20 protein-coding genes are annotated in these 25,710 nt (G+C 72.4%); 12 read left to right on the forward strand and 8 right to left on the reverse strand.

The window, feature by feature from the left end:
* Positions 1–242: 242 nt before the first annotated feature.
* Together ACZ6AA_RS16060 and ACZ6AA_RS16065 are read left to right on the forward strand one after the other, a co-directional pair.
* The gene (locus tag ACZ6AA_RS16060; protein ID WP_087884363.1) at positions 243–758 is read left to right on the forward strand and encodes a DUF6912 family protein; all 516 of its coding nucleotides are present in this window, start codon (positions 243–245) and stop codon (positions 756–758) included.
* Between the two features lie 75 nt (positions 759–833).
* Positions 834–1,502, forward strand: a complete 669-nt coding sequence (locus ACZ6AA_RS16065) for an HAD family hydrolase (RefSeq protein WP_468450072.1) — start codon at positions 834–836, stop codon at positions 1,500–1,502.
* A gap of 94 nt (positions 1,503–1,596) precedes the next feature.
* Here the strand turns inward: ACZ6AA_RS16065 and ACZ6AA_RS16070 are convergent, their stop codons facing one another.
* Positions 1,597–2,163 (reverse strand): DJ-1/PfpI family protein, encoded by a 567-nt coding sequence (locus ACZ6AA_RS16070; protein WP_468450071.1) that lies wholly within the window; start codon positions 2,161–2,163, stop codon positions 1,597–1,599.
* A 586-nt stretch (positions 2,164–2,749) separates the two neighbouring features.
* Here ACZ6AA_RS16070 and ACZ6AA_RS16075 point away from each other — a divergent pair.
* The 6 genes from ACZ6AA_RS16075 to ACZ6AA_RS16100 all read left to right on the forward strand — a co-directional run bounded on the left by ACZ6AA_RS16075 (position 2,750) and on the right by ACZ6AA_RS16100 (position 14,549).
* Positions 2,750–7,780 carry an NAD-glutamate dehydrogenase gene (locus tag ACZ6AA_RS16075; RefSeq protein ID WP_468482828.1) on the forward strand — a complete coding sequence of 1,677 codons (5,031 nt, stop codon included), beginning with the start codon at positions 2,750–2,752 and terminating at the stop codon, positions 7,778–7,780.
* A gap of 204 nt (positions 7,781–7,984) precedes the next feature.
* On the forward strand, positions 7,985–8,860 hold the full coding sequence (locus ACZ6AA_RS16080) for a polyprenol monophosphomannose synthase (RefSeq protein WP_468450069.1): 876 nt from the start codon (positions 7,985–7,987) through the stop codon (positions 8,858–8,860).
* Complete coding sequence (locus ACZ6AA_RS16085) at positions 8,857–9,360, forward strand: GtrA family protein (RefSeq protein WP_468450068.1); 504 nt, start codon at positions 8,857–8,859, stop codon at positions 9,358–9,360. Before ACZ6AA_RS16080 ends, ACZ6AA_RS16085 begins: the two co-directional genes overlap by 4 nt.
* Positions 9,341–10,879: a hypothetical protein gene (locus ACZ6AA_RS16090; RefSeq protein WP_471458508.1), complete on the forward strand. Its 1,539-nt coding sequence runs from the start codon at positions 9,341–9,343 to the stop codon at positions 10,877–10,879. The genes ACZ6AA_RS16085 and ACZ6AA_RS16090 overlap by 20 nt, the downstream gene beginning before the upstream one ends.
* Before the next feature lie 441 nt (positions 10,880–11,320).
* Positions 11,321–12,985 (forward strand): UDP-N-acetylmuramoyl-L-alanyl-D-glutamate--2,6-diaminopimelate ligase, encoded by a 1,665-nt coding sequence (locus ACZ6AA_RS16095; RefSeq protein WP_471458510.1) that lies wholly within the window; start codon positions 11,321–11,323, stop codon positions 12,983–12,985.
* A 373-nt stretch (positions 12,986–13,358) separates the two neighbouring features.
* Positions 13,359–14,549, forward strand: a complete 1,191-nt coding sequence (locus ACZ6AA_RS16100; RefSeq protein ID WP_471458512.1) for a helix-turn-helix domain-containing protein — start codon at positions 13,359–13,361, stop codon at positions 14,547–14,549.
* A gap of 309 nt (positions 14,550–14,858) precedes the next feature.
* On the opposite strand, the gene ACZ6AA_RS16105 is transcribed toward ACZ6AA_RS16100, so the two are convergent.
* Both ACZ6AA_RS16105 and ACZ6AA_RS16110 read right to left on the reverse strand, forming a co-directional pair.
* On the reverse strand, positions 14,859–15,638 hold the full coding sequence (locus ACZ6AA_RS16105; protein ID WP_468450065.1) for a GntR family transcriptional regulator: 780 nt from the start codon (positions 15,636–15,638) through the stop codon (positions 14,859–14,861).
* Positions 15,635–16,177, reverse strand: coding sequence for a GntR family transcriptional regulator (locus ACZ6AA_RS16110; protein ID WP_468450064.1), 543 nt, complete (start codon positions 16,175–16,177; stop codon positions 15,635–15,637). Before ACZ6AA_RS16110 ends, ACZ6AA_RS16105 begins: the two co-directional genes overlap by 4 nt.
* Positions 16,178–16,329: 152 nt before the next feature.
* Between ACZ6AA_RS16110 and ACZ6AA_RS16115 the strand changes: the two genes are divergently transcribed.
* Positions 16,330–16,773 carry an ATP-binding protein gene (locus ACZ6AA_RS16115; RefSeq protein ID WP_468450254.1) on the forward strand — a complete coding sequence of 148 codons (444 nt, stop codon included), beginning with the start codon at positions 16,330–16,332 and terminating at the stop codon, positions 16,771–16,773.
* Positions 16,774–16,963: 190 nt separating this feature from the next.
* Here the strand turns inward: ACZ6AA_RS16115 and ACZ6AA_RS16120 are convergent, their stop codons facing one another.
* The 4 genes from ACZ6AA_RS16120 to ACZ6AA_RS16135 form a co-directional block, all read right to left on the reverse strand.
* Positions 16,964–18,673, reverse strand: a complete 1,710-nt coding sequence (locus ACZ6AA_RS16120) for a glycosyltransferase family 2 protein (RefSeq protein ID WP_471458514.1) — start codon at positions 18,671–18,673, stop codon at positions 16,964–16,966.
* The gene (locus ACZ6AA_RS16125) at positions 18,670–20,868 is read right to left on the reverse strand and encodes a CDP-glycerol glycerophosphotransferase family protein (protein ID WP_471458516.1); all 2,199 of its coding nucleotides are present in this window, start codon (positions 20,866–20,868) and stop codon (positions 18,670–18,672) included. The genes ACZ6AA_RS16120 and ACZ6AA_RS16125 overlap by 4 nt, the downstream gene beginning before the upstream one ends.
* Before the next feature lie 85 nt (positions 20,869–20,953).
* The gene (locus ACZ6AA_RS16130) at positions 20,954–21,727 is read right to left on the reverse strand and encodes an ABC transporter ATP-binding protein (RefSeq protein ID WP_471458518.1); all 774 of its coding nucleotides are present in this window, start codon (positions 21,725–21,727) and stop codon (positions 20,954–20,956) included.
* Positions 21,720–22,646, reverse strand: a complete 927-nt coding sequence (locus tag ACZ6AA_RS16135) for an ABC transporter permease (protein WP_468450060.1) — start codon at positions 22,644–22,646, stop codon at positions 21,720–21,722. Before ACZ6AA_RS16135 ends, ACZ6AA_RS16130 begins: the two co-directional genes overlap by 8 nt.
* A gap of 150 nt (positions 22,647–22,796) precedes the next feature.
* Here ACZ6AA_RS16135 and ACZ6AA_RS16140 point away from each other — a divergent pair, with 150 nt between their 5' ends.
* Positions 22,797–23,438 (forward strand): TetR/AcrR family transcriptional regulator, encoded by a 642-nt coding sequence (locus ACZ6AA_RS16140; protein ID WP_468450059.1) that lies wholly within the window; start codon positions 22,797–22,799, stop codon positions 23,436–23,438.
* Between the two features lie 27 nt (positions 23,439–23,465).
* Here ACZ6AA_RS16140 and ACZ6AA_RS16145 read toward each other — a convergent pair whose 3' ends face one another.
* Positions 23,466–23,630, reverse strand: a complete 165-nt coding sequence (locus ACZ6AA_RS16145) for a hypothetical protein (RefSeq protein ID WP_468450058.1) — start codon at positions 23,628–23,630, stop codon at positions 23,466–23,468.
* 212 nt (positions 23,631–23,842) lie between these two features.
* On the opposite strand from ACZ6AA_RS16145, the gene ACZ6AA_RS16150 reads away from it, so the two are divergent.
* Positions 23,843–25,042, forward strand: a complete 1,200-nt coding sequence (locus ACZ6AA_RS16150) for a sensor histidine kinase (RefSeq protein ID WP_468482833.1) — start codon at positions 23,843–23,845, stop codon at positions 25,040–25,042.
* Positions 25,030–25,674 (forward strand): response regulator, encoded by a 645-nt coding sequence (locus ACZ6AA_RS16155; protein WP_468482834.1) that lies wholly within the window; start codon positions 25,030–25,032, stop codon positions 25,672–25,674. Before ACZ6AA_RS16150 ends, ACZ6AA_RS16155 begins: the two co-directional genes overlap by 13 nt.
* The last annotated feature ends 36 nt before the right edge of the window (positions 25,675–25,710 follow it).

Here is a 25,710-nt window from a genome sequence, read left to right on the forward strand (position 1 = left end):
CGCCGCAACGGTCGGCGAGGGGGACCGCGACCCACGGAGTGGTTCACTCATCTGGGTGAGCAGGGGTGGCCCCGGGCCCGTGTTCGCCGGGGCCGGGCGGGTGATGACCTGGACCGGGGTGGACGCGGCCGAGGGCTCGGGCGGCAGCTCGAAGGGGGACGCCCGCACGTATCCTGGGGGCCCGTCCCGGGAGTCCTGGAGGCCCTTCCCGGGAGCCTTCGCGACTACGAAAGCGGCCAGCCATGCGCGTGTACGTTCCCCTGACACTGCCCCGTCTCGCGCAGGCGCACGAGGCCGGTGAGCTGGGTCCCGGGCCGCTGACCGCGTACGCCGTGACGCCCGCGCTGCGCGAGTGGTACGTCTCGGACGACCTGGAGGAGCTGGAGTACGCAGCCCTGAACCGGGCGGCGCTGCACTCGCTGCGACTGCTCGCCGGGGAGCCGGGGACCGCGCGGCGCCGCGTCGTCCTCGCGGCGGACGTGCCGGACAGCGCGGCGGTCGTCGACCCCGACCGCGGGCTCGACCGGGGCGCGCTCGGCGAGGTGCGGATCACGGCCGCGCTGCCGTTGGCCAAGGCGGCCGCGGTGCACGTGGACGGCGGGGACGCCGAGGCCGACGTCATCGCGGCGGCGGACGCGCTGGGGGCGGCGGACCAGGGGGACGACGACGCGCAGTTCGTCGTGGACGGGGCCGAGGATCACGAGCTGCTCTGGTTCGCCACGCAGGAGATCCCGAATCTGGTGCGGCCCGAGGCGTAGTCCCCGGGGGCGGTCGCGCCCCAGGTGGGGCCCGGTCCGGTCTGGCTGTCGGTGGGGCCGGGTACGGTTTTCGACATGGGGAAGCTACAGCGCGGGGCGCACATCGTCTGGGACTGGAACGGGACCCTCCTGCACGACATCGACGCGGTGATCGGCGCGACGAACGCGTCGTTCCTGGAGATCGGGCTCGAGCCGATCACGCTGGAGCGGTATCGGGAGCTGTACTGCGTGCCGGTGCCGCTGTTCTACAAGCGGCTGATGGGGCGGCTGCCCACCGAGGACGAGTGGCTGGTCATGGACGCGGTGTTCCACAAGCACTACGGGGCGCGGGTGGACGCCTGCGGGCTGGCCGAGGGGGCGGCCGAGCTGCTCGCCTCGCGGCAGGCCGAGGGGCGCACGCAGTCGTTGCTGTCGCTCGCCCCGCACGAGCACCTGGTGCCGTTGGTGCGGCGGCACGGGATCGCCGAGCGGTTCGTGCGGATCGACGGGCGTACGGATTCGTCCCATGCCGGGAAGGCCGAGCGGATGGTCCGGCACCTCGGGGAGCTGGGGGAGGTCGAGGCCCGGCGGATCGTGGTGATCGGGGACGCGCTGGACGACGCCGTGGCCGCGGCCCATGTGGGGGCCCAGGCGGTGCTCTACACCGGTGGGTCGCACAGCCGGGGGAGCCTGGAGGCCGCGGGGGTGCCCGTCGTCGACAGCCTCGGGGAGGCCGTGGAGACGGCGGAGCAGCTGGTCGCCTGATCGTGTGACTTCGGTGCCCCGGGCCGGGGCGGCCGGGGCACCGCCGTCGACAGGGGCACCGCGTGGACAGGGCAACCGCCGTCGACAGGGACCGCTACGTCACCGGCGCCTTCGCCCGCAGCACCGTCAGGAATTCACGCATCCAGCGCGAGTGGTCCGGCCAGGCGCGTGCGGACACCAGGGTGCCGTCGACCACCGCTTCCGCGTCCTGGAAGGTGGCGCCCGCCGCCTGCATGTCCAGCTCAAGGGCCGGGTAGGCCGTGACGCGGCGGCCCGCGAGGGCGCCCACGGCCGCCGTGAGCAGGGGGCCGTGGCAGATCTGGGCGACGGGCTTGTCCGCGTCGAAGAAGGACTTGAGGATCTTGCGCAGCTCGGGGTCGGCGCGCAGATACTCGGGGGCACGCCCGCCCGGGATGACCAGGGCGACATACTGACCGGGGTCGACCTCGGCGAAGGCCAGGTCGGCGGGCCAAGTGTAGCCCGGCTTCTCGGTGTACGTGTCGAAGCCCGGCTCGAAGTCGTGCACCACGAACTGGAGCTTCTTGCGGGTGGGGGCCGCGATATGGACGTCGTACCCCTCCTCGCGCAGCCGCTGGAAGGGGTAGAGGACCTCCAGTGACTCCGCCGCGTCACCGGTGACTATGAGGATCTTGGCTGCCATCGCTGTTCGCTCCCAGGGTCGCGGGTGTCGCCAGGGTCGGGTCGCGCGCTGTTCGGTCCGTCACGCTGTTCGGTCTGTCACGCTGTTCGGTCCGTCACGCTCAACGTGCATCGCCCGGCCGTGTTTGCCAAGAGGGCGCCCGGATCGCGTGCCCACCGCGGGCCCATGGCCGGATCGGCACACGATCGGCGTGAGGCGACTGTGCAGACTGTCAAAGTTGACCCCCTGGTTTTGTACACATACGGCTCATGACGACTTCCGGGTGCGGGGCGATAGCCTTGTCCCGTGATCAGCGCGATATCCCGCGGAGGCGACGTCGCCTCCGCCCCGCGCCCGGAGACCACGGTGTACACGAACCGTGCCGGGCGCCTCGCTGACGACTCTTCTCGGAGCGTACGGCGCGGACATCGGCGACATCACGGACACCTGGGCCGGTCGATGACTCCGCCAGAATTGGCGGATTTCCGCTCGCTCAGGGCTCATCGCGGCATACCGTCGACCTCGACCGGAGACCCCGCGTCGCGGCGTTATGTCACATCACTTCCTTCTACGTCACGCAACGGCGCGCGACAGGAGTCAGAGGACAATGCAGACCAAGCTGGACGAAGCCAAGGCCGAGCTGCTCGCGCGGGCCGCCCGGGTAGCTGAGAACAGCCCGGTCGGGGGGCGCCTGCCAACGGGAGCACCGACCGGGTCCACGGGCGGGAGCCACGACACCGGCGGGTCGGGGACGGCCGGGGCCCGCAAGGGCGGCAAGGCGGCCGCGGCCGACCAGGCCACCCCGGCGGACCCCTCGAAGGTGCTCGCGTTCCTCCAGCGGTACTACCTGCACACGGCCCCCGAGGACCTGGGCGACCGCGACCCGGTCGACGTCTTCGGCGCCGCCTACTCCCACTACCGGCTGGCCGAGAACCGCCCCCAGGGCACCGCCAACGTCCGGGTGCACACCCCGACCGTCGAGGAGAACGGCTGGACCTGCAGCCACTCCGTCGTCGAGGTCGTGACCGACGACATGCCGTTCCTGGTGGACTCCGTCACCAACGAGCTGTCCCGGCAGGGACGCGGCATCCACGTCGTCATCCACCCGCAGGTCGTGGTCCGCCGCGACCTCACCGGCAAGCTCCTCGACGTACTCCCCGAGGGCCAGAACGCCGGCGCCGAGCGCCCGCACGACGCCGTCACCGAGTCCTGGATCCACGTCGAGATCGACCGCGAGACCGACCGCGCCGACCTCAAGCAGATCACCGCCGACCTGCTGCGCATCCTGTCCGACGTCCGCGAGACGGTCGAGGACTGGGACAAGATGCGCGACGCCGCGCTGCGCATCGCCGACGAGCTGCCGACCGAGCCGACCGCCGACGACGTCCGTGACCAGGAGGTCGAGGAGGCCCGCGAACTCCTTCGCTGGCTGGCCGCCGACCACTTCACGTTCCTCGGCTACCGCGAGTACGACCTGACGGACGAGGACTCCCTCGCCGCCGTCCCCGGCACCGGCCTCGGCATCCTGCGCGCCGACCCGCACCACAGCGAGGGCGACGACCACCACCCGGTCAGCCCGTCCTTCAACCGGCTCCCCGCCGACGCCCGCGCCAAGGCCCGCGAGCACAAGCTGCTCGTCCTCACCAAGGCCAACAGCCGCTCCACCGTGCACCGGCCGAGCTACCTCGACTACGTCGGCGTGAAGAAGTTCGACGAGAACGGCGAGGTCGTCGGCGAGCGCCGCTTCCTCGGCCTGTTCTCCTCGGCCGCGTACACCGAGTCCGTGCGCCGCGTCCCGGTCATCCGCCGCAAGGTCGAGGAGGTCCTCAAGGGCGCGGGCTTCACGCCCAACAGCCACGACGGCCGGGACCTGCTGCAGATCCTGGAGACGTACCCGCGCGACGAGCTGTTCCAGACTCCGGCCGACGAGCTGCGGTCCATCGTCACGTCCGTGCTGTACCTCCAGGAGCGCCGCCGCCTGCGCCTGTACCTGCGCAAGGACGAGTACGGCCGCTACTACTCCGCGCTCGTCTACCTGCCGCGCGACCGCTACACCACCGGCGTCCGGCTGCGGATCATCGACATCCTCAAGGAAGAGCTGAACGGCGCCAGCGTCGACTTCACGGCCTGGAACACCGAGTCGATCCTCTCCCGCATCCACTTCGTCGTCCGCGTCCCCAAGGGCGGCGAGGTCCCCGACCTCTCCGACGCCGACGTCGAGCGCATCGAGGCCCGTCTGGTCGAGGCCGCCCGCTCCTGGGCCGACGGCTTCGGCGAGGCGCTGACCGCCGAGCTCGGCGAGGAGCGCGCGGCGGAGCTCCTGCGCCGGTACGCGGGCGCCTTCCCCGAGGGCTACAAGGCCGACCACACCCCGCGCGCCGCCGTCGCCGACCTCGTCCACCTGGAGCGGCTCTCCCAGCAGAGCCACCAGGACTTCGCGCTCAGCCTGTACGAGCCGGTGGGCGCCGCGCCCGACGAGCGCCGCTTCAAGATCTACCGCTCCGGCGCCCAGATCTCCCTTTCGGCCGTCCTGCCCGTCCTTCAGCGCCTGGGCGTCGAGGTCACTGACGAGCGGCCCTACGAGCTGCGCTGCTCGGACCGCACCAGCGCCTGGATCTACGACTTCGGCCTGCGCATGCCGAAGGCGCAGAACGGCAACGGCGACTACCTGGGCGACGACGGCCGGGCCCGCTTCCAGGAGGCCTTCGCCGCCGCCTGGACCGGCGAGGCCGAGGTCGACGGCTTCAACTCGCTCGTCCTGCGCGCCGGTCTGAACTGGCGCCAGGCGATGGTCCTGCGGGCGTACGCCAAGTACCTGCGCCAGGCGGGCTCCACGTTCAGCCAGGACTACATGGAGGACACCCTCCTCAACAACGTCCACACCACCCGGCTGCTCGTCTCGCTGTTCGAGGCCCGGATGTCCCCGGACCGCCAGCGCGCGGGCACCGAGCTGACCGACGGGCTGCTCGAAGAGCTCGACGGAGCGCTCGACCAGGTCGCCTCGCTCGACGAGGACCGCATCCTGCGCTCCTTCCTCACCGTCATCAAGGCGACCCTGCGCACCAACTTCTTCCAGGAGGCGGGCGGCGGCAAGCCGCACTCGTACGTCTCCATGAAGCTGGACCCGCAGGCCATCCCCGACCTGCCCGAGCCGCGCCCGGCGTACGAGATCTGGGTGTACTCGCCCCGCGTCGAGGGCGTGCACCTGCGCTTCGGCAAGGTCGCGCGCGGCGGTCTGCGCTGGTCCGACCGCAAGGAGGACTTCCGTACGGAGATCCTCGGCCTGGTCAAGGCGCAGATGGTGAAGAACACCGTCATCGTGCCGGTCGGCGCGAAGGGCGGCTTCGTCGCCAAGCAGCTGCCCGACCCGTCCGTGGACCGCGACGCGTGGCTCGCGGAGGGCGTCGCCTGCTACAAGACGTTCATCTCGGCGCTGCTCGACATCACCGACAACCTGGTCGCCGGTGAGGTCGTGCCGCCCGCCGACGTGGTCCGGCACGACGAGGACGACACCTACCTGGTGGTCGCCGCCGACAAGGGCACGGCGACGTTCTCCGACATCGCCAACGCGGTCGCCGAGTCGTACAACTTCTGGCTCGGGGACGCCTTCGCCTCCGGCGGCTCCGCGGGCTACGACCACAAGGGCATGGGCATCACCGCCCGCGGCGCCTGGGAGTCCGTCAAGCGGCACTTCCGCGAGCTGGGCCACGACACCCAGACCGAGGACTTCACGGCGGTCGGCGTCGGCGACATGTCCGGCGACGTGTTCGGCAACGGCATGCTGCTCTCCGAGCACATCCGCCTGGTCGCCGCCTTCGACCACCGGCACATCTTCATCGACCCGAACCCGGACGCGGCCACCTCCTACGCCGAGCGCCGCCGCCTGTTCGAGCTGCCCCGCTCCAGCTGGGCCGACTACAACAAGGAGCTGCTCTCCGCGGGCGGCGGGATCTTCCCCCGCTCGGCCAAGGCGATCCAGCTCAACGCGCACATCCGCCAGGCCCTCGGCATCGAGACCGGCGGCGCCAAGATGACCCCGGCCGAGCTGATGCAGGCCATCCTCAAGGCGCCGGTGGACCTGCTGTGGAACGGCGGCATCGGCACGTACGTGAAGGCGGGCGCCGAGTCGCACGCGGACGTCGGCGACAAGGCCAACGACGCCATCCGCGTCGACGGCGCCGACCTGCGCGTGAAGGTCGTCGGCGAGGGCGGCAACCTGGGCCTGACCCAGCTCGGCCGGATCGAGTTCGCGCGCGCCGGTGGCCGTATCAACACCGACGCCATCGACAACAGCGCGGGCGTGGACACCTCCGACCACGAGGTGAACATCAAGATCCTGCTGAACGCCGTGGTGCAGGCCGGGGACATGACCGTCAAGCAGCGCAACAAGCTGCTCGCCGAAATGACCGACGAGGTCGGCCAGCTCGTCCTGCGCAACAACTACGCGCAGAACACCGCGCTCGCCAACTCCGTCTTCGAGTCGCCCTCGCTGCTCCACGCCCACCAGCGGTTCATGCGCCGCCTGGGCCGTGAGGGCCAGCTCGACCGGGGCCTTGAGTTCCTGCCCACCGACCGGCAGATCCGGGAACTGCTCAGCTCCGGCCGCGGCCTCTCGCAGCCCGAGCTGGCCGTGCTCCTCGCGTACACGAAGATCGTCGCCGCGGACGAGCTGATCCACACGACGCTGCCCGACGACGACTACCTGCGGCGGCTGCTGCACGCGTACTTCCCGAAGGCGCTGCGCGAGAAGTTCGCCGAGCAGGTCGACGCGCACGCGCTGCGCCGCGAGATCATCACGACCGTCCTGGTCAACGACACCGTCAACACCGGCGGCTCGACCTTCCTGCACCGGCTGCGCGAGGAGACCGGCGCCTCGCTCGAGGAGATCGTGCGCGCCCAGCTGTGCGCGCGCGAGATCTTCGGGCTCGGCGAGGTCTGGGACGCCGTCGAGGCGCTCGACAACGAGGTGGCCGCCGATGTGCAGACGCGGGTGCGGCTGCACTGCCGCCGCCTCGTCGAGCGCGGCACGCGCTGGCTGCTCAACAACCGGCCGCAGCCGCTGCAGCTCGCCGAGACCGTCGAGTTCTTCCGCGCCGGTGTCGACCAGGTGTGGACCGAGCTGCCGAAGCTGATGCGCGGCTCCGACCTGGAGTGGTACGAGAACATCCGCGAGGAGCTGTCCGGCGCCGGGGTCCCCGACGAGCTGGCGCAGCGGGTCGCCGGGTTCTCCTCGGCCTTCCCGGCGCTCGACATCGTGGCCGTCGCGGACCGCATGGGCAAGGAGCCGCTGGCCGTCGCCGAGATCTACTACGACCTCGCCGACCGGCTGCGGATCACCCAGCTCATGGACCGGATCATCGAGCTGCCGCGGGCCGACCGCTGGCAGTCGATGGCCCGCGCCTCCATCCGCGAGGACCTGTACGCGGCGCACGCCGCGCTGACGGCCGACGTCCTCGCCGTCGGCGACGGCACGGCCACGCCGGAGCAGCGCTTCAAGGCGTGGGAGGACAAGAACGCGGCGATCCTGGGCCGGGCCCGGACCACCCTGGAGGAGATCCAGGGCTCCGACGCCTTCGACCTGGCGAACCTGTCGGTGGCGATGCGGACGATGCGGACGCTGCTGCGCACGCACTCGTAGGCCGTACGTCGCCGGGGGCGCTCCGCACCGTGTGGTGCGGGGCGCCCCTGTCGGCGTTTTCGGGGGGCTTTCGGGTGTGTCGGCGGGCACCCGCAGTCTGCGGAACGGGTGACGATCGATGCCATAAGCCGTTAATTCCGGCATTTGGGCTACGGTGGATGAGATTGTCTGACGGATGGATCCCGGAGGGAGCAGGGTAAGCCGATGACAGAAGCAAGTCCGTTGGACGCTGCGGAGCGCGCGGTCCGGGTGCTCGGCGCCGGACGGCTGCCCGAGGAGTGGGCCGCCACACCGCTGACCGTCGTGATGCCGACGTACAACGAGGCCGGGAACCTGCCCGGCATGGCCGACGCCCTGCTCGCCCTGCCACTGCCGGGCCTCAGCCTGCTCGTCGTCGACGACTCCAGCCCCGACGGCACCGGCGACATCGCCGAGGAGCACGCGCGACGGCACGCTGAGACGGAGGGCCGCCGCCGCATGCACGTGCTGCACCGCACCGAGAAGGACGGCCTCGGCCGGGCCTACGCGGCCGGGATGGCCAAGGCCGTCGAGGACGGCGCGCACTACGTCCTGCAGATGGACGCCGACGGCAGCCACCCCGTGGAGAAGGTCGCGGAGCTGCTCGGCGTCGCGCTCGCCACGGACGCCGGGGTCGTCGTCGGCAGCCGGTACGTCCAGGGCGGCACGCTCTCCGACGCCTGGGGCGCCCACCGCAAGCTCCTGTCCCGCTGGGCCAACGCCTACGCGGGCACCATCCTCGGCACCCGCGTCCGCGACATCACCGGCGGCTTCAACCTGTGGCGGGCCGACGCGGTGCGCGCGGTCGACCTCGGATCCGTCGACAGCGCGGGCTACAGCTTCCAGGTCGAGATGAAGTACCGGGCGGTGGGCCACGGCTTCGACGTCATGGAGGTCCCGATCCACTTCGAGGACCGGACGGTCGGCGAGTCCAAGATGAATCTGATGGTGCAGCTGGAGTCCGTGGTGATGCCGTGGAAGCTGCGGCTCTCCCGCGGGGCCCGTGGGGTCCCCGGCGTACCGGGGCGTCGGCCCGGGTCGGGTTCGGGGCCGTCCGTATGACCAGCACGCTGCACGAGGCGCCGGCCGGGCCCGTCGTCGCTCCCGCCCCCGCCGCGCCCCGCGTTCCCCTCGCCCGGCTGCGCCGACTGTTCCTGGAGGTCGTCAGGTTCGGCGTCGTCGGCGGCAGCGGAGTGGCCGTCAACCTCGTCGTCTTCAACCTGCTCCTGCACGGCCTCGGCCGGGCCCCGATGACCGCCACGGTGCTCGCCAGCTGTGTCGCCATGGGCACCAACTACCTCGGCTTCCGCTTCTACGCGTACCGGGACCGCGCCTCGCGCACCAAGCGGCAGATCGCCCTCTTCTTCGTCTTCAGCGGCATCGGCGTCGTCATGGAGAGCCTGCTGTTCTACGCCGCGTACCACGGGGCGGGCCTCAACGGGCCGCTCGGCTCCAACATCGCGAAGGCGCAGTCCATCGTGCTGGCGTCGGCGTTCCGCTTCCTGGTGTACCGGACGTGGGTGTTCCAGCACAGGGCCCACCATGACGCCCGGCGGGCCTAGCCGGTCCCGCTGGGTGTGGGGGCTCCGGGCGGCGGCGGGCGCCGTCACCGCCCTTCTCCTCGCCGTCGTCGTCCGCCTCCCCTGGGTCGGTGACCTGGGCATCCACGCGGCGACGATCGAACGCGTCCGCCACGACCCGCTCCACCCCGGCGACCCGCTCGTCGACGCCGACGTACCCAGCCCCTACTACTCCCCGTGGACGGTCCTCCTCGGCTGCCTCGCCAAGGCGACGGGGGCGGGGGTCTTCGGGGTGCTGCGCGGCGCGGCCGTCGTCGGCCTCGTCCTTCTCCTCTCCGGGATCTGGCACTTCGTCCGTACGCTGACGGAGCGCCGGGCCGCCCCGCCGCTCGCCGTGCTGTGCGTGCTGTTCCTGTGGGGTCCGGCGCTGTTCGGGTGGAGCGGATTCATCGGGCTCAACTCCCTTGCCCTGACGGTGTCGTATCCGAGTACGTTCGCGCTGGGCCTGTCCTTCCACCTGTGGGCGTGGCTGCGGAAGGCCCTGCGGGCGGGCTCGGGGTGGCCGGTGTTCCTCGGCCTCGGCGTCCTGTGGGCCGTGGTCCTCCTCACCCACCAGTTCACCGGTGTCGTCGCCTCGCTCGGCGCGGCGGCGATGCTGCTCGGCGCCCGGCCGTGGCCCCCGCGCGCGGTTCTGCTGCGCCTGGCCGCCGGTCTCGCCCTCGGCCTCGTGGTGCTCGCCGTCTGGCCGTACTACCCCTTCTTCGAACTCTTCGGCGCGGGCGCGGACCTGGAGCAGATCCACCGCCCCCTGTACCGCGACCTCCTCGGCCGCTTCGGCCTGGCCCTGCTGGGTGTGGCCGCGCTGGCCCTGCGCCTGCGCCGGGACCGGCGCGATCCGCTGGTGCTGTTCTTCGCGCTCGGCGCGGTGGTGTTCGCGGCCGGGGGCCTGAGCGGTCACTACTCGTGGGGGCGGGTGCTGCCTGCGGCGCTGATTCCGGCGCAGGTCGCGGCGGCGGTGGAGGTGGCGGGGGCGGTCGGGGTGGCGGTGACGTCGAGGGCCGCGGGGGCGGTCCCCACTGCCCGTCGGGTCTTCGCCGCTGTCCTCGCCGCCGCCCTGGCCCTCGCCCTGGCCGTCGGCGCGTGGGGGCAGGCCGGGACGCTGGGCTACGTACTCCCGAAGGGCGCGCTGCCCTCCGCCGTCGCCGCGAAGTACTGGCCGCCGTGGCCCGGTTACCGGTGGATCACGCCCTGGGTGCGGTACGGGGACGTCGTCATGGCGAAGACGTTCCCCGCCCGGCAGATCCCGGCGTACGGGGCGTACACGGTGGCTCCCGGCTACCCCGACTTCTTCCTCTCCGACGAAGTCGCGCGCGAGGACGCCGTGCGCCGGTACTTCGCGCCGGGTACGCCCCGGGCCGAGCGGGTGGAGGTGCTGCGGCGGTACGGGGTGCGGTGGGTCGTGGCGTATCCCGGGGACGGGGGACTGGGGGCGGACGATCCCGCGCTGCGGAAGGTGGGGACGGGGCCGCGGGGGCTGGGGCTGTACCGGGTGGTGGGGTGAGGTGGCACCGGCCCACGGGAGGATCTGGACTGGGGGCCGCCGGAACGGCCGTACACTCGGGCTCATGGGTCGCATGGGTTCGCTGAGGCAGTGCCCGCACAGGGCGGCCTCAGGACCGCGCCCGATCGTCGTCCACGCGGCTGTCGCCGTTGACGTCGAGACACCTCTTCCCCGGCGGATCGCTCTCCACGGGCACGGTTAGCGCGCTGGGGCGCACCGGTTCGCCGCTCCTCCGTGCCGCGCGCCGGGCCATTCGCGGGGCGTCCCGCGGCCTGCCAGGGCCTCCAGGCGCCGAGAGCCGTTTGCGCCTTCCCTCCCCCCGCCCCGCCGGGCGAATTCCCTTCCCTCGCCCCATCGCCACACCAGCTTGCCGGCCTCCGCCGGTGCTGCCACCTGGCTCCGACCACACGACCGGGCCGGGGCCACCTCGAAGGGATCACTGTGAAGCTGAGCGAGCTGCTGGCCGGACAGGAACATCAGGTACTTGAGGGTGACCCGAGCGCGACCGAGGTCACGGCGGGGGTGACCTTCGACGTCGACCGGGTCACGCCCGGGTCCGTCTTCATCGCCGTGCCGGGACACCGGGAGGGCGGGCCCGGCTCGGTGGCGGCCGCGTTCGCGCGGGGCGCTGGCGCTGTGGTGGTCGAGGGGCAGGTGGCCGAGGGCTCGGTGGTCGAGGGGCCGGTGGTCGAGGGCTCGGTGGCCGAGGGGCCGGTGGCCGAGGGGCCGGATCCAGCTCTTCCCGGCCTGCCGGTCCTTCCCGCCCTTCCAGAACTCCCGGGAGCCGCGGGCAGGTGCACCGTGCGGGTGCCGGACGCCCGCCGGGCGGCCGCGGTCGTGGCCTCCCGGTACGTCGGTGAGCCGGGCCGGTGGATGGACATGGTCGCGATCACCGGGACCAACGGCAAGACGTCGGTCTCGTACATGGTCGAAGCCGTACTGCGGATGTCCACGGGGGCGAAGGTCGGAGTCATCGGGACGGCGGGCAGCCGCATCGGCGACGAGCTGATCCCGATGCCGCCCTCGGTGCTCACCACTCCGGAGTCGCCCGACCTGCAGTACCTGCTCGGGCACATGCGGGACCGCGCGACCGGCAGCGTGGTCCTCGAAGCCACCTCGATGGCGCTGCTCACCCACCGGGTGGACCGGACGTTCATCGACGTCGGGGTGTTCACCAACCTCACGCAGGACCACCTCGACGACCACGGCACGATGGCCGACTACCGGGACGCCAAGCTCCGGCTCTTCCAAGGCCTGTGCGGGCACGCGGTGGTCAACGCCGACGACCCCGTGGGCGCCGGGATCGTGGCGATGATGCCGGGGGCGGTGACCACGTACGCGCTCGACGTACCGGCGGACTACCGGGCGACCGGGCTCGCGGTGAGCGCCACGGGGACGCGGTTCACGCTGCGGCACGGTGGGCGGGCGTATCCGGCGGCCATACCCTTCCCCGGCCGGTACTCGGTCGCCAACGCCCTTGCGGCGCTGGCCTCCTGCCACGTCCTGGGGCACGACCTGGACGCGCTTGTCGCCGCGCTCGCCCACATGCCGCCCGTACCCGGCCGGTTCGAACGCTTCGAGACCACCGACGGCACCTCCGTGATCGTGGACTACGCCCATTCCCCCGACTCCCTGGACAAGGTCCTGACCACCATCCGCGGCTACGCGCGCGGCCGCGTGATCACCGTCTTCGGCTGCGGCGGCGACCGGGACACCACGAAGCGGGCCGACATGGGCAGGATCGCCGGGACCCACTCCGACCTGTGCGTCCTGACCTCCGACAACCCCCGCGACGAGGACCCCGAAGCCATCCTCGACGAGATCACGCCCGGCCTCACCGCGACGGGCACGCCCTTCGAGCGCCTCGCCGACCGCCGCGAGGCAATCGCCTTCGCCCTCTCCTCGGCGGGGCCCCGGGACACGGTCCTCATCGCGGGCAAGGGCAGCGAGCCGCACCAGACCGTGCGGGGGCGACTGCTTCCGTTCAGCGACATGGCCGTCGCGCGGGAGGTCGCCCTGGAGGGGGCGGGGGGTGGGGCCGGGGTGGGTCGACCCGGGCGGGGTGGCGCTGGGGCTGCCGCCCAGGCCGGGGCTCACACGTACTGAGGGGGTCAGGGGGCCGCCGGGTACCCCGGGCAACGGGGGCAGGTGCACAGGGATGGGCGTGAACTCAGGGGCGGGAGGCCGCCGTTGGGGGGTTTTGCGGCGGGTGCCGGTGTCCTGGGTGACGGTGCCGTCGCGGTTGACGGTGCAGACGCGGAGGGTCATGCCGGGGGAGGGGGTGTGGTGCTTGGGGTTCCGGGCGTGGGGGCGGGGTCGGGCATGGGTGGTGCTCCAGTCTGGCCTGAGGGCCCGGGCCGGACGCGGCACCGGGTGGCGGCTTGCGTCGACCATCCTTCGCCCGCGGCCACAACCCGGCCCAGTGGACCGGCCGTTGACTAGACTCGGAGTCAACGGTCGACAGCTGTCCGGAGCGCCCGTGACCGACTTCGCCACCCGTGCCCGTGACGCCCTGACGGACCAGGGCATCTCCATGCGCCAGGCAGCGCGTGCGCTCAACTACGACGTGGCGTATCTGTCCCGCGTCCTGAAGGGCAAGCGACGGCCCTCCGAGAATCTGCGGCGCGGGCTCGACCGGCTCACCGGTGCCGATGGGGCGCTGCCGGCCGCGAGCATCACCGGGAGCGCGGCAGCGGGGGCGGACGAGGAAACCGGCGACGACCTGGAAGCGGTCGAGCTGGCACGGCGCGTGCGGGCCGGCGACGTCGGCGCGGAGACGCTTGAGCGACTGGAGGGGGCCTTCGACGAGTTGGCGGTCCGCTACCAGACGGCGCCGCCGCCCGAGCTGCTGTGCGATGTGCGCCGACACCTGTCGTACGTGACCAAGCTGCTGGACGACCGCAAGACGCTGAGCGAACACCGGCGCCTCATCGTCCTGGGCGGCTGGCTCTCGCTGCTCGCCGCGACCCTGCACGTCGACCTCAGGCAGAGCCGAGCGGCAGCGGCGCGGCTCACCACCGCGGCCTCGCTGGCCCAGCACGCCGAGCACCACGAGATCCACGCGTGGACGTCCGAGACGAAGGCCTGGCGTGCGCTCACCACCGGCGACTATCCGCGCGCCGTTGAACTGTCCCAGGCAGCCCAGTACGTCGCCCCGCGCGGCGGATCCGCGGAGCTTCAGGCGACCGCCCAGGAGGGGCGCGCACGCGCGCGCCTCGGACAGCGGCGGGAGGCGTACGACTCCATCGAGCGCGTGCAGCGGCTCGCCACCACGATGGTGCTGCGGGCCCAGCCGGAGCATCACTACCAGTACGACCCCGCGAAGGCCACGTCGTACACCGCCACGACCCTGGCATGGATGGGAGACCCCGCCGCGGAGCGGCCCGCCCGCGAGGTGATCGCCCGGTTCCGGCTCGGCGGCGACGCGACCTCCTGGCCCCGCCGCGCCGTCTCCGCCCACATCGACCTCGCCCTGACCCTGCTGTCCTGCGACCGGCTCGACGAGGCGTGCGATGTCGCGCGGCGCGCGATCGCGTCCGGCCGCCTGCTGCCCGCGAACCACTGGCGGGCTCTGGAGATCGTCAGGGCGGTCGAGGGACGGGGGCTGCGGGAGGCAGTGGAACTGCGGGAGGCGTACGAGGAGTTGAGGCCCCGGGGTGGGGGCGGATGACCGACTTCGCCGTCCGCGCCCGTGCGGCTCTCGCGGTCCAGCGGTTCAGCGTGCGCTGTGCGGCGAGGGCGAGGTCCGGCTCGCGCTGGGCGCCCCGGCCAGGGCGCTGCCCCGACTGCGTCGGGCCCGGGAACTGGCGGAAGCCTTTCGGCCGGCCGGTAGTGGGGCCTTCTACTACGGCGTTGCCGAACTGGCCGCGTGCGCGCGGGCGCGCGCCGTCGTGGCTGTCGGATCTGGTGCGGGGTTCGGACTGGTCCGGAGCAGGGTGCTGAGCGCAGGGACGTCGGGGGCGAGGGCGCGTCCGCGGGGTCACTCCGGTGTGAACTCGTATTGCAGCTCGTAGAGATGGCCCGCCTTGGCCATGACGGTGACCTCGATGGGGAGGTCGTTGTCGCTGTAGACGACGCGCAGGGTGTGGAGTACCGGCAGGTTGCCGGGCAGCCTCAGTGCCTGGTGCTGGTCCTGGGTGGGAACTCTGGCGGAAACGCGGTCCACACTCCGGCGCGGCGGGAAGCCGAGCTCGGCGAGCAGGGCCGGGGTGCCGCCTTTGATCCGGCGCTTGTCCGTGATGGCAGTTCCCCGGACCAGGGCCAACGGGTAGTACGACGTGACCAGTTCGGCCGGTTCGTCGTCGATGGTGAGGAGCTGCCGTCGCAGCAACGCCGATTCGCCATCGGCGAGCTTCAAGGCGGCCGAGACATCGGCGGGAGGGTGCGCCTCTGCCACGTCCAGCAGTGTGATGCGCGCCGACGTGCCGTGCCGCGCCACCTCGGTGAGCCAGCGATACGGCTCTCCCGGGTCTGCCGGGGCCATGTAGGAAGCGGGACGCATGGTGCGCTGCCTGTGTTCGCGTACCGTGACCGCCGCCCCGGCACGGCCTATGACGAGCTGTTCGTCCTTGAGGAGTTGAAGCGCCTTCTGGATGGTGGCGTTGGAGGCGTCGAAGCGTGTTTTCAACTGCGCGGTGGACGGCAGTTTGCCGCCCGGGGGCAGATCGCCGCTCATGATCTCGTCCCGGAGGTCGGCGGCGATCCGCTCGTGCAGTGAGCGGCGGTCGAGCGCGTGGGCTTCGGTGGTGGGCACGGTCATCCGATCCTGATCTCGTAACGCAGTTGCTGCCGATGGGCGGGCATGACCATCAGGTCGACCTGGATCGGCTGGTCGTCGCTGTCCAGGGTGACCCTGGACAGGCGCAGGACAGGTTCGTCCGTGCCTGTACGCAGCGTCTCGCGCTCGTCCGCGCTGGGCATCCGCGCGGTGACGTCTTCCCGGACCCGTACGCCGACGTGGCCGAGTTCGGCGAGCAGCGTGACGGCACCGCCGGGGATCTTCCTCTTCTCGGCGAGGCGGGTGCCGCGGGCGATGGACACGGGATAGTACGTGTCCGTCAACTCGCATGGCCGGTCATCCAGTTCGATGACCCGACGGCGCACGACGACGGGCTCACCGGTTGCCACGCCGAGCAGCGCGGCCACCGCGTCCGGGGCCGGTACCTCCCCGGCGTGCGCGATGCGCTGACCTCCCTTGCCGCCCTGGGCGGCGGCCTCGGCCGCCCACGCGTGGGGCTGCCCCGCCGCTCGCGGCGCCAGGTACGGCATCGAGGTGCTGACCCACGTGCTCTCGCTCACGGTGTCCTCCGAGTGGCCAGTGGCTTCGACCTTGCTGCTTTACACGTTAAGCGACCCGCTCGGCGCCTGCCCCTTGGGCAACCTTGCCGCTTTTCGTGAATAGTAGTACGGTCTTCGCCATCGTACGGCTCAGGATCAAGGCGGTGTTCACCGTGTCCCTGTCACGGCAACGACGATTTCCCCGCGCACGTGGCTCCGTGCCCGCTGCTCGTGCCTTCGCTCTTGAGACGCTGGTGGAGTGGGGTGCGGGCGTCGCTGATCGGTATGACGACGTGCGTCTCTGCGTCTCGGAGCTCGCGACGAATGCCGTGTTGCACGGCGTTCCGCCGGGGCGCGAGTTCTGCCTCACGCTTGTTGCGGACGGTTCGCTGCTCCGGGTCGAAGTGCGTGACAGTGGCGGTGGGTTGCCGCGGGTCGTCCGTGAGAGCGGCGAGGAGTGCGGTGGCCGGGGGCTGCGCCTGGTAGCGGCCTTGGCCGACGACTTCGGTGTCACCGTGCACACCCCTGGCAAAACTGTCTGGCTGGTCTTCAAGGCCGTCACCGAAGTGGTGCCGAGGTCCGCGCATGCGGACGGGACGCGCGGGGTTCGCGCGTGAGCGGGAGGGGCGGAAACGCGTGAGGCAGGTAGGGGTTCGACGCTGTGATGGTCGACCTGGACGCGGCTTCCGGCGCACTGTAGGGGGAGAGGTGGAGGGCTGCTGCCCTCGTGGGCTCACTTGGGGTGGCGGGGGCGGGCGGGTGGGCAAGGGCGGGGCGGCGAGGGTGGGCTCGGGTGCAGCCTTCGCGTCAGCGGGTTGCGCTTGTCAGGAGGCGGGCCGCTCGGCGTAGGCGGGAGTTGTGGGGGCCGATGAGTCTGCGGGTCAGGGGGCGCAGGATGTGGGCCGTCGCGCCTGTCGGGGTCCAGGTGAGTTGGAGGCGGCCCGCGCCGCGGCCTTCCGGTTCTGCCGTCACCTGGTGTGGGGCCGTGCCCGAGCGGTAGGGGACCCGGGCCGTCATGCGGGGGAAGGACAGCGGGGCGAGGAGCAGGCCGCTGTTGCGCAGGCGGCCGTCGGTGAGCTGGATCAAGGGGTGGCGCGTGCCGGAGAAGCCGTCCACGGGGACGCGGGCCTGCGCCAGGTCCAGGACGACCTCGCCCTCGAAGACGCCGGGGCGGACCGGGTCCAGGCGGAAGCGGGTCGTCATGCGGCGGCGGCCGGGGGCCACGACCAGGCTCGCCACCTGCGGGCCCACGGGGAGGCGGAGCCCGGGGTCGTACGTGCGGACGGAGAGGGCGAGCGCCGCGCCGACGGGGGCCCGCTCGATGCGCGTGATCTCGTGCCGGAACTGCGCACTGGGGAAGGGTCGCGCATCCAGGACGAGTTCCGTCAGGTCCAGCTCCCCGCGCGCGGACGGCGTGTCCGGGACCCGCGCCCCCCAGTACAGCCGCCCCTCCCCGTCCACACACACCTCGCGCGGAGCGACCCCGTGGCCGAGCCCTCGCGCAGCCACCTGTGCCTCCGCGAGCCGTCCGTCCCGTACGAGTTGGAGGACGACGCGCTCCGCGCGCGGCAGCCGCTCGTACGCCCCCTGCGCGAGGCCCGCCAGATAGGGGTTCACGATGTCCGCGAAGCCCCGCAGCCACTCCTCGTCCCGGAAGGGGAGGTCACCCGCGTACATCCGGAAGTCGTGCTTGAGGAACTTGTAGTCCTTGGCCTCGCGGACGCCCGCGTGCCCGCTGTCCGTGAGGAAGGTGTCGATGAGGCCCTGGACGTGCACGCGGTCGCGGACGTTGGACAGCTTGTGCCGCTGGTTGGAGATCGACGCCGCCTCCGCCGCGCCGTAGGGCTCTATGTACCAGCGGTACACCGGCTCGGGGATCACCGTGAACGCCTTCGCCAGGCAGTACGCCTGCGCCGAGAACAGCTGGTCCTCGTAGTGGATGCCCTCGGGGAAGCGGAGGTTGTTCCGGTCCAGGAAGGACTTCCGGTACATCTTGCTCGTCGACAAGTGCTCGAAGAACAGGCCGGGTTCGGCCTCGATGCCCGCCACCGTGCGGCGCTCCGCGACGAGGTGCGGCATCCACGTCGACGTACGGCCGGTGTCCACGCGGACCCGCTCCACGGCGCCCATCACGAAGTCGACTTCCGCCTCGGCGTGGGCGGCCAGAAGCAACTCCACCGTCCGCTCCGGGAGTTCGTCGTCGCTGTCCAGGAACATCAGGAACGGTGCCCGCGCGATGTCGATGGCTCGGTTGCGCGGCGCGCTGCAGCCGCCGCTGTTCCGGGGGAGGCGGAGGTACGTGATCCGTTCGTCCCGCGCCGCCAACTCCCGTGCCACACGGGGCGTCTCGTCCGTCGAGTGGTCGTCGCTGATGACGATCTCGATGTTCGGGTGCGTCTGGCGGCGGAGCGAGGCCACCGCGCGCGGCAGCCGCTCGGCGTCGTTGTAGACGATGACGGTGATGGTCACGTCGGGGACTTCAAGGGCCTCGGTGGTCATCGCAGCCTCGGTGCTCATCGTGCCGCCTCCTCCGGAGTCGGGGCCGGGGTCCGTTCGTCCAGGGGTGTGACCGGCGGCAGCGACGCTTCGCTCTCGCCCAGGAACACCCGCCGTACGACCCGCTCCGCCGCCCGCCCGTCGTCGAACTCGCAAAAGCGCCGCCGGAACGCCGCCCGCGCCTTCGCCGCCGTCTCGTCCCGCCAGGCGTCGGAGGCGAGAACCTGCGTCAACTCCTCCTGGGTGCGGGCCACCTGGCCCGGCGGCTCCGCCAGCAGGTCGAAGTACACGCCGCGCGTCTTCGCGTACGTCTCCCAGTCGTCGGCGTAGATGACGATCGGGCGGTCCAGATTGGCGTAGTCGAACATGATGGAGGAGTAGTCCGTGATCAGCGCGTCGGCGGCGAGCGCCAGGTCCTCGACGGGGTCGTACGCCGACACGTCGATGACGCGCCCGGCGCGGCGCAGCCCGGCGAGCGGGGAGGCCGTGCCGCCGTAGAAGTAGTGGCCGCGCACCAGGAGCACGGTGTCCCCGCCGAGCCGGTCGGCGAGGGCCGCGAGGTCGAGGCGCGGGGTCCAGGTGGCCTCGTAGTCGCGGTGCGTGGGGGCGTAGAGGAGGGCCCGCTTCCCGGGCGCGATGCCGAGGCGTTCGCGGACCGCGCGCACGTCGGCGGCCGTCGCCGAGTAGTACACGTCGTTGCGCGGATAGCCGTGGTCCAGCTCCACGTACCGCGACTGGTAGGCGCGCTGCCACATCTGCGTGGAGTGGCTGTTGGACGAGACGCTGTAGTCCCAGCGGTCCACGCGCGCGAGCAGGTCGTGGAAGTTCAGGCCCTTGGCCGCCGCCGGGTAGTCGAGCTGGTCCAGGCCCATGCGCTTGAGGGGCGTGCCGTGGTGGGTCTGGACGTGCACGGCGTCGGGCCGCTTCACGGTCGCGTTGGGGAAGTTGGCGTTGTTCACCAGGTACTTCGCGGTCGCCAGGACGCGTGAGTGGCGGCGCGTGCCGGGGACGACGTGGTCGGTGCCGGGCGGCAGCAGCGGTACGTTCTCGGCGGCGACCACCCACACCGGGTGGATGTGCGGGGCGAGTTCGGCGAGCTTCGCGGCGATCGCGGCCGGGTTGCAGGCGACACCCCGGTCCCAGTACGCGGAGAACACGGCCAGGTTCGGGTCGACCGGGCGCCGCAGGTCCTGGTGGTAGCGCGCGTCCCGGACCTTCCTGCCGACCGCGGCCCGCCCCGCCCCGACGGCCGAACGCACCTTGCGCCGCCGCTGGTTGACCGCCTGGAACGCGCGGTACTTCGCGTACGCGTCCTCCTCCAGGAGGCGTCGGCGCACCCCTTCGAGGCCGCCGGGGCGGCGGTACCCGGGCGGGCGGTGGGCGACCGCCGCGCGCGAGGCCCGGCGGAAGAACTCCCGCGCCGCCGGTTCGGGCAGCCGGTCGCGGGCGACGATCCGCAGGCTCGCGGTGACCATCGCCGCGTACAGCACAGCGCTCGGGCCGCCTCCCGCGTCGCGCTCGGCCGCCAGGTCCAGGAGCCGCTCGTACGTCTCCAGGAGCGCGAAGCGGTCCTCGGGCGTGACCGGCGGCAGGCTCTCCACCCGCAAACGCCGGTCCTCCAGGGCGACTTGGTCGTGCGCTGCCACGCGCTCGGCGACCAGCGGCATCGCGTACGCCACGAACAGCTCGTCGTCCGTGGCGAACAGCTCCGCGTGGGCCCGCCAGAAGTCGGCCCGCACGATCCTCGTCCCGAGCAGCGGCGCGACCTTCAGCAGGTCCGGGCAGTCGGCGAGCGGCACGTCCCGGCGGCCCGGCTTGGCCAGGAACCGGCCGTCGCGGCTCGGCGTCCGCGTGTGCCGCCAGGTGGAGACGACGTGGTCGGTGAGCAGGACGTCCACGGAGTCGTCGAGGGCCGCTGCGCGTTCGGCGACCGCTCGGGCCGCGAGCGCGGGCACCCCGTCCTTGCTGTGCGCGAACTGCAGCCGGCGCCCGCTCGCCCGCGCCGCGCCCGCCGCACGGGCCGCGCCGTCCGGGGTGCCGTCGGGCAGCGGGACCACCGTGACGTACGGATGCCGGGCCGCGGCCTCCTGGGCGGACGCGCCGACGGCCGCGAGGACCACCTCGACCGCGGGGGCGGCGTCCGCCAGCTCCGCCAGGGCCTCGGGGAGATGTCCCTGCACATTGCGGCCGTACACGACGACGCTCAGGTCTGGCATCCAGCGGCCCGCCTCTCTCGTCCTTCCGGTGTAAACGCTCCCATAGTGTAAGGATCTGCGTATTGATGCGACAAAAGGGGCGCTGTCAGCGGGCGGTGAACCGCTCGTACTCCTTCATGACCTCCGCCGTCGGCCCGTCCATCCGCAGCTCGCCGCGCTCCAGCCAGAGCACGCGGTCGCAGGTGTCGCGGATCGACTTGTTGTTGTGGCTGACCAGGAAGACCGTGCCCGCGCGTGCGCGCAGTTCGCGGATGCGGGACTCCGAGCGCTTCTGGAAGGAGCGGTCGCCGGTGGCGAGGGCCTCGTCGATGAGGAGGACGTCGTGGTCCTTGGCCGAGCCGATGGAGAAGCGGAGGCGGGCCGCCATGCCGGAGGAGTACGTGCGCATCGGCAGGGAGATGAAGTCGCCCTTGTCGTCGACGCCGGAGAAGTCGACGATCTGCTGGTAGCGCTCGCGGATCTGTGCGCGGGACATGCCCATGGCCAGGCCGCCGAGGTGGACGTTGCGCTCGCCGGTGAGGTCGTTCATCAGGGCCGCGTTGACGCCGAGCAGGGACGGCTGGCCGTCGGTGTAGATGCGCCCGCGCTCGACGGGGAGCAGCCCGGCGACCGCCTTGAGCAGGGTGGACTTGCCCGAGCCGTTGGTGCCGATCAGGCCGATGGCCTCGCCGCGGTGGGCGGTGAAGGAGACGCCGCGGACGGCGTGGACCGTGCGGACGCCGCGCGCCTCCCCGCCCTCGCGGCGGCGCAGGATGCGGCCGAGGGCGGCGGTGGCGGCGCCGCGGCCGGAGGTGGCCGCGCCGTGGACGCGGTAGACGATGTCGACCGCGTCGGCGATCACGGTGGGGGTGTCAGCCACGGCCGTACGTCTCCTCCGCCTTCCAGAAGTACAGGAACCCGCCGACCCCGGCGAGCAGCGCCCAGCCCACCGCCCAGGCCCACACGTGCGCGGGGAGTCGGCCCGCGTGGAAGCTGTCGATGAGGGCGAAGCGCATCAGGTCGATGTAGACGGCGGCCGGGTTGGACTCCAGGAGCACGGTCACCGCGTGCGGCAGGTGGCGGTCCTTCAGGACCGTGTCGATGCTCCACATCACCCCGGACGCGTACATCCACGTCCGCAGCACGAACGGCATCAGCTGCGCGACGTCCGGGGTCTTGGCGCCGATCCTCGCCATGGCGAGGGCGAGCCCGGCGTTGAACGTGAACTGGAGCGCCAGCGCGGGGATCGCCAGCAGCCAGGACGCGGTGGGCGGCACGCCGAACGCCAGCAGGATCGCCACCAGGGCGCACAGCGAGAACAGCAGTTGCTGGAGCTGTTGCAGGCAGTACGAGAGGGGGAGCGAGGCGCGCGGGAAGTGCAGGGCGCGGACCAGGCCCAGGCTGCCGGAGATCGCCCGTGTGCCCGCCATCACCGACTGCTGCGTGAACGTGAACACGAAGACGCCCGTGACCAGGAACGGGACGTAGTCCGGCACGCCGTGCCTGGTGTTCATCAGCACGCCGAAGATGAAGTAGTACACGGCCGCGTTCAGGAGCGGCGTCATGATCTGCCAGAGCTGGCCGAGCTTCGCCTGGCTGTACTGCGCGGTGAGCTTGGCGGTGGCGAACGCCGTGATGAAGTGCCGCCGGTGCCACAGCTGGCGTACGTAGGCGGGCAGGGTGGGGCGGGCGCCGCTGACGGTCAGGCCGTGGCGGGCGGCGAGGTCGGCGGGGGACAGGGCGGGAGGCCCGGAGGGGGCGGCCGTCGCGGTGGGCGGCTTGTCGAGGAGCTGGCTCACGTCCGCTGCTTTCGCTCGGGGGCGCGGGGATCCGAGGGCGACGGCGGCGCGTCCGCACGTCGGGACGGGTCCGTATCGTCGTCACGCCGACAGTAGGACGTCGTTACGTCGGGACGCAACCGTATCGTCGTCACGCCTTATGCTGTCCGTATGACGACGAGCGACGGGGACGCGGGCCGTACCGCCCGCCAGCAGGGCAAAAGGGCGCCGGCCGGAGCCGCCGTGCTCCGTGAGGATGTGACCGAGGCCATCCGGGCCGCCGTCTTCGGGGAGCTCGCGGCCGTCGGCTACGCCCGCATGTCGATCGAGGGCATCGCGCGCCGCGCGGGCGTCGGCAAGACCGCCGTCTACCGGCGCTGGCGCTCCAAGCTGCACCTGGTCCTCGACCTGGTGTCGGCCCTCGCCGTCCAGGGCCTGCCGACCCCCGACACCGGCTCCCTGGAGGGCGACCTGCGCCTCCTGTACGAGGTGACGTCCCGGGCCCTGCGCCACCCCGTCGCCTCCCAGGTCATCCCCGACCTCCAGGCCGAGGCGGCCCGCAACCCCGAGATGGCGGCGGCCCTGCAGAAGGCGCTCCGCGAGGGCCAGCACGGCGTCGCGAGCGGCATCGTCGCGCAGGCGGTGGCGCGCGGCGAGCTGCGCGCGGGCCTGGCCGACGGGGACGAGGAACTGGCCCTCGACCTGATGTCGGGGCCGCTGTACTGGCGGGCGGTGGTGGTGCGGGGCGAGCTGCCCAAGGGCTACCTGGGCGCGCTGGCCACGGCGACGACGGCGGCGCTCAAGGCGCTGTGAGCGGCCGGGGGCCCGCGCTGTCGCCGATCAGGACTGCTTCTCGCGGGTCAGCACCAGCGCCGTGATCGAGCCGATGACGGCGATGCCCGTGGTGACGCTCACGGCGATCTCCAGCGCGCCGTCGAACAGCATGCCGCCGAAGGCGTTGACGATGGTGCCGAGGGCGAGCACGAGCCAGAGGGCGGCCTTCATGGTGGGACCTTTCGGGGCGGCGGGGCGGCTGGGTGCCCGGACGAGGGGTGCGGACCGGAGGGTCCGTCGGATTTGTACGTGATCAACTCTGCCGCCCCCGCGCCCCGATGGCGAGGGAGCATCCCCCCGAAGCCATGGTGCAGCCCGCTGCACCATCCCCCAGGGGGTGGGCACGCCCGCGCCCGCCGAAGCCCTCGCCTAGCCTGAGGCCCATGCGAGAGACGATCGACCGGGCGGACCGCGCCTCCATGCTGCTGCTCATGGGCGCGGGCCTGTCGATGGTCTCGTACATCTTCGTCGGCATCCTCCTCTTCACCGCCGTCGCGTCGCTCATCGTGATCGGCCTGGGGGTGCTGCCCGAGACGGTCCTGCTGCTGCGCAGGCTCGCCGGGATCAAGCGGCGGCAGGTCGGCGAGTGGTCGGGGCGGCCGATCCCCGAGGCGTACACGCCGCTGACCGGCACCCTCACCGAACGGGTGCGCAAGGCGGTCAAGGACCCCGGCACGTACCGGGACCTGCGGTGGCTCGTCCTGCACATCCTCTACGGCCTGCTGTTCCTGTACGTGGCGCTGCCCCTGTGGCTGGTCGGCATGCTGGTCGACGGCGTGTGGTGCGGGCTGCTCGGCCGCAGGGCCGTCGTGCTCCCGCTGATCGTGCGCCTCGCCGCCCTCGACGCGCGCTGGTCGCGGACGCTGCTCAAGCCGTCGCCCGACGCCGAGCGCAACGCCGAGCTGGCCCAGCGGGTCGAGGAGCTGACCGTCACCCGGGCGGGCGCGGTCGCCGCGCACGGCGCCGAGCTGCGCCGGATCGAGCGGGACCTGCACGACGGCACCCAGGCGCGGCTCGTCGCCCTCTCGATGCGCGTCGGCCTCGCCAGACGGGCGTACGACCAGCAGGTCACCGCCGGCCCCGGCGCCGGGCCTCCGGACCCCGAGGTCGTCCGCAAGCTCCTCGCCGACGCGCAGGACCAGGCCGAGGAGGCCCTGACCGAGCTGCGCCACGTCGTGCGCGGCATCCACCCGCCGATCCTGACGGACCGCGGACTCGTCGGTGCCGTCAGGGCGTTGGCGGCCGGCAGCGGCCTGGACGTGACCGTGCGCGACGACGGCGTGGAGGGCGGGCCGCGCGCCCCCGCCGCCGTCGAGGCGGCCGCGTACTTCGTGGTGGCGGAGGCCCTGACCAACGCGGCGAAGCACAGCGGGGCGCGGCGGGCAGCGGTCGAACTCGCCCGCGCGGCCGTGGGGCTGCGGCTGCGGGTGCGGGACGAGGGGCAGGGCGGCGCCGACGAGTCCGGCGGCACCGGCCTGCTCGGCATGCGGCGCCGGGTCGCCGCCCTCGACGGGACCATGGAGGTGGTCAGCCCCGTCGGGGGGCCGACCGAGATCGGAGTGGAGCTGCCGTGCGTGTGGTGATCGCGGAGGACAACACCCTGCTGCGGGAGGGCCTTGTGCTGCTCCTGACGTCCGTGGGCCACGAGGTGGCGGCCGTCGCGGCCACCGGCCCCGAGGTGCTTCCCGCCCTCCTCGAACACCGCCCCGACGTCGCCGTCCTCGACGTACGGATGCCGCCAGGCTTCCGCGACGAGGGCCTGCGCGCCGCCCTCGCGGCCCGCGAGCGACTGCCGGAGCTGCCGGTGCTCGTCCTCTCCCAGTACGTCGAGGAGACGTACGCGGCCGAACTCCTCAGCGCCGGAGCGAGCGGCGTCGGCTATCTCCTCAAGGACCGCGTCGGCCGCGTCGACGAGTTCCTCGACGCCCTGGAACGCGTCGCCGCGGGCGGCACCGCCCTCGACCCCGAGGTCGTCACGGAACTCCTCACCCGCCGTGCCACCGACCCGCTCGACTCCCTCACGCCCCGCGAACGCGAGGCCCTGCACCTCATGGCCGAGGGCCGCGACAACGCGACCATCGGCGCCACCATGTCCATCTCCGACCGCGCGGTCAGCAAGCACATCGGCAATGTCTTCCTGAAGCTCGGGCTGCCGCCGAGCGACAGCGGGCACCGGCGGGTGCTCGCGGTCCTCGCGTACCTGAACAAGGCCTAGGGCCCGTCCGGTGGGCCGTGCACGCGCAAGGGGGTG

The sequence above is a fragment of the Streptomyces sp. NPDC040610 genome, assembly GCF_055594065.1.

Coding starts and splice junctions, on each gene's coding strand:
- ACZ6AA_RS16145 (WP_468450058.1), bottom strand. CDS start 23,630: ATGAAGGCCGCCCTCTGGCTCGTGCTCGCCCTCGGCACCATCGTCAAC.
- ACZ6AA_RS16120 (WP_471458514.1), bottom strand. CDS start 18,673: ATGAGCACCGAGGCTGCGATGACCACCGAGGCCCTTGAAGTCCCCGAC.
- ACZ6AA_RS16070 (WP_468450071.1), bottom strand. CDS start 2,163: ATGGCAGCCAAGATCCTCATAGTCACCGGTGACGCGGCGGAGTCACTG.
- ACZ6AA_RS16090 (WP_471458508.1), top strand. CDS start 9,341: ATGACGCCCGGCGGGCCTAGCCGGTCCCGCTGGGTGTGGGGGCTCCGG.
- ACZ6AA_RS16085 (WP_468450068.1), top strand. CDS start 8,857: ATGACCAGCACGCTGCACGAGGCGCCGGCCGGGCCCGTCGTCGCTCCC.
- ACZ6AA_RS16080 (WP_468450069.1), top strand. CDS start 7,985: ATGACAGAAGCAAGTCCGTTGGACGCTGCGGAGCGCGCGGTCCGGGTG.
- ACZ6AA_RS16125 (WP_471458516.1), bottom strand. CDS start 20,868: ATGCCAGACCTGAGCGTCGTCGTGTACGGCCGCAATGTGCAGGGACAT.
- ACZ6AA_RS16075 (WP_468482828.1), top strand. CDS start 2,750: ATGCAGACCAAGCTGGACGAAGCCAAGGCCGAGCTGCTCGCGCGGGCC.
- ACZ6AA_RS16060 (WP_087884363.1), top strand. CDS start 243: ATGCGCGTGTACGTTCCCCTGACACTGCCCCGTCTCGCGCAGGCGCAC.
- ACZ6AA_RS16105 (WP_468450065.1), bottom strand. CDS start 15,638: ATGACCGTGCCCACCACCGAAGCCCACGCGCTCGACCGCCGCTCACTG.
- ACZ6AA_RS16140 (WP_468450059.1), top strand. CDS start 22,797: ATGACGACGAGCGACGGGGACGCGGGCCGTACCGCCCGCCAGCAGGGC.
- ACZ6AA_RS16150 (WP_468482833.1), top strand. CDS start 23,843: ATGCGAGAGACGATCGACCGGGCGGACCGCGCCTCCATGCTGCTGCTC.
- ACZ6AA_RS16065 (WP_468450072.1), top strand. CDS start 834: ATGGGGAAGCTACAGCGCGGGGCGCACATCGTCTGGGACTGGAACGGG.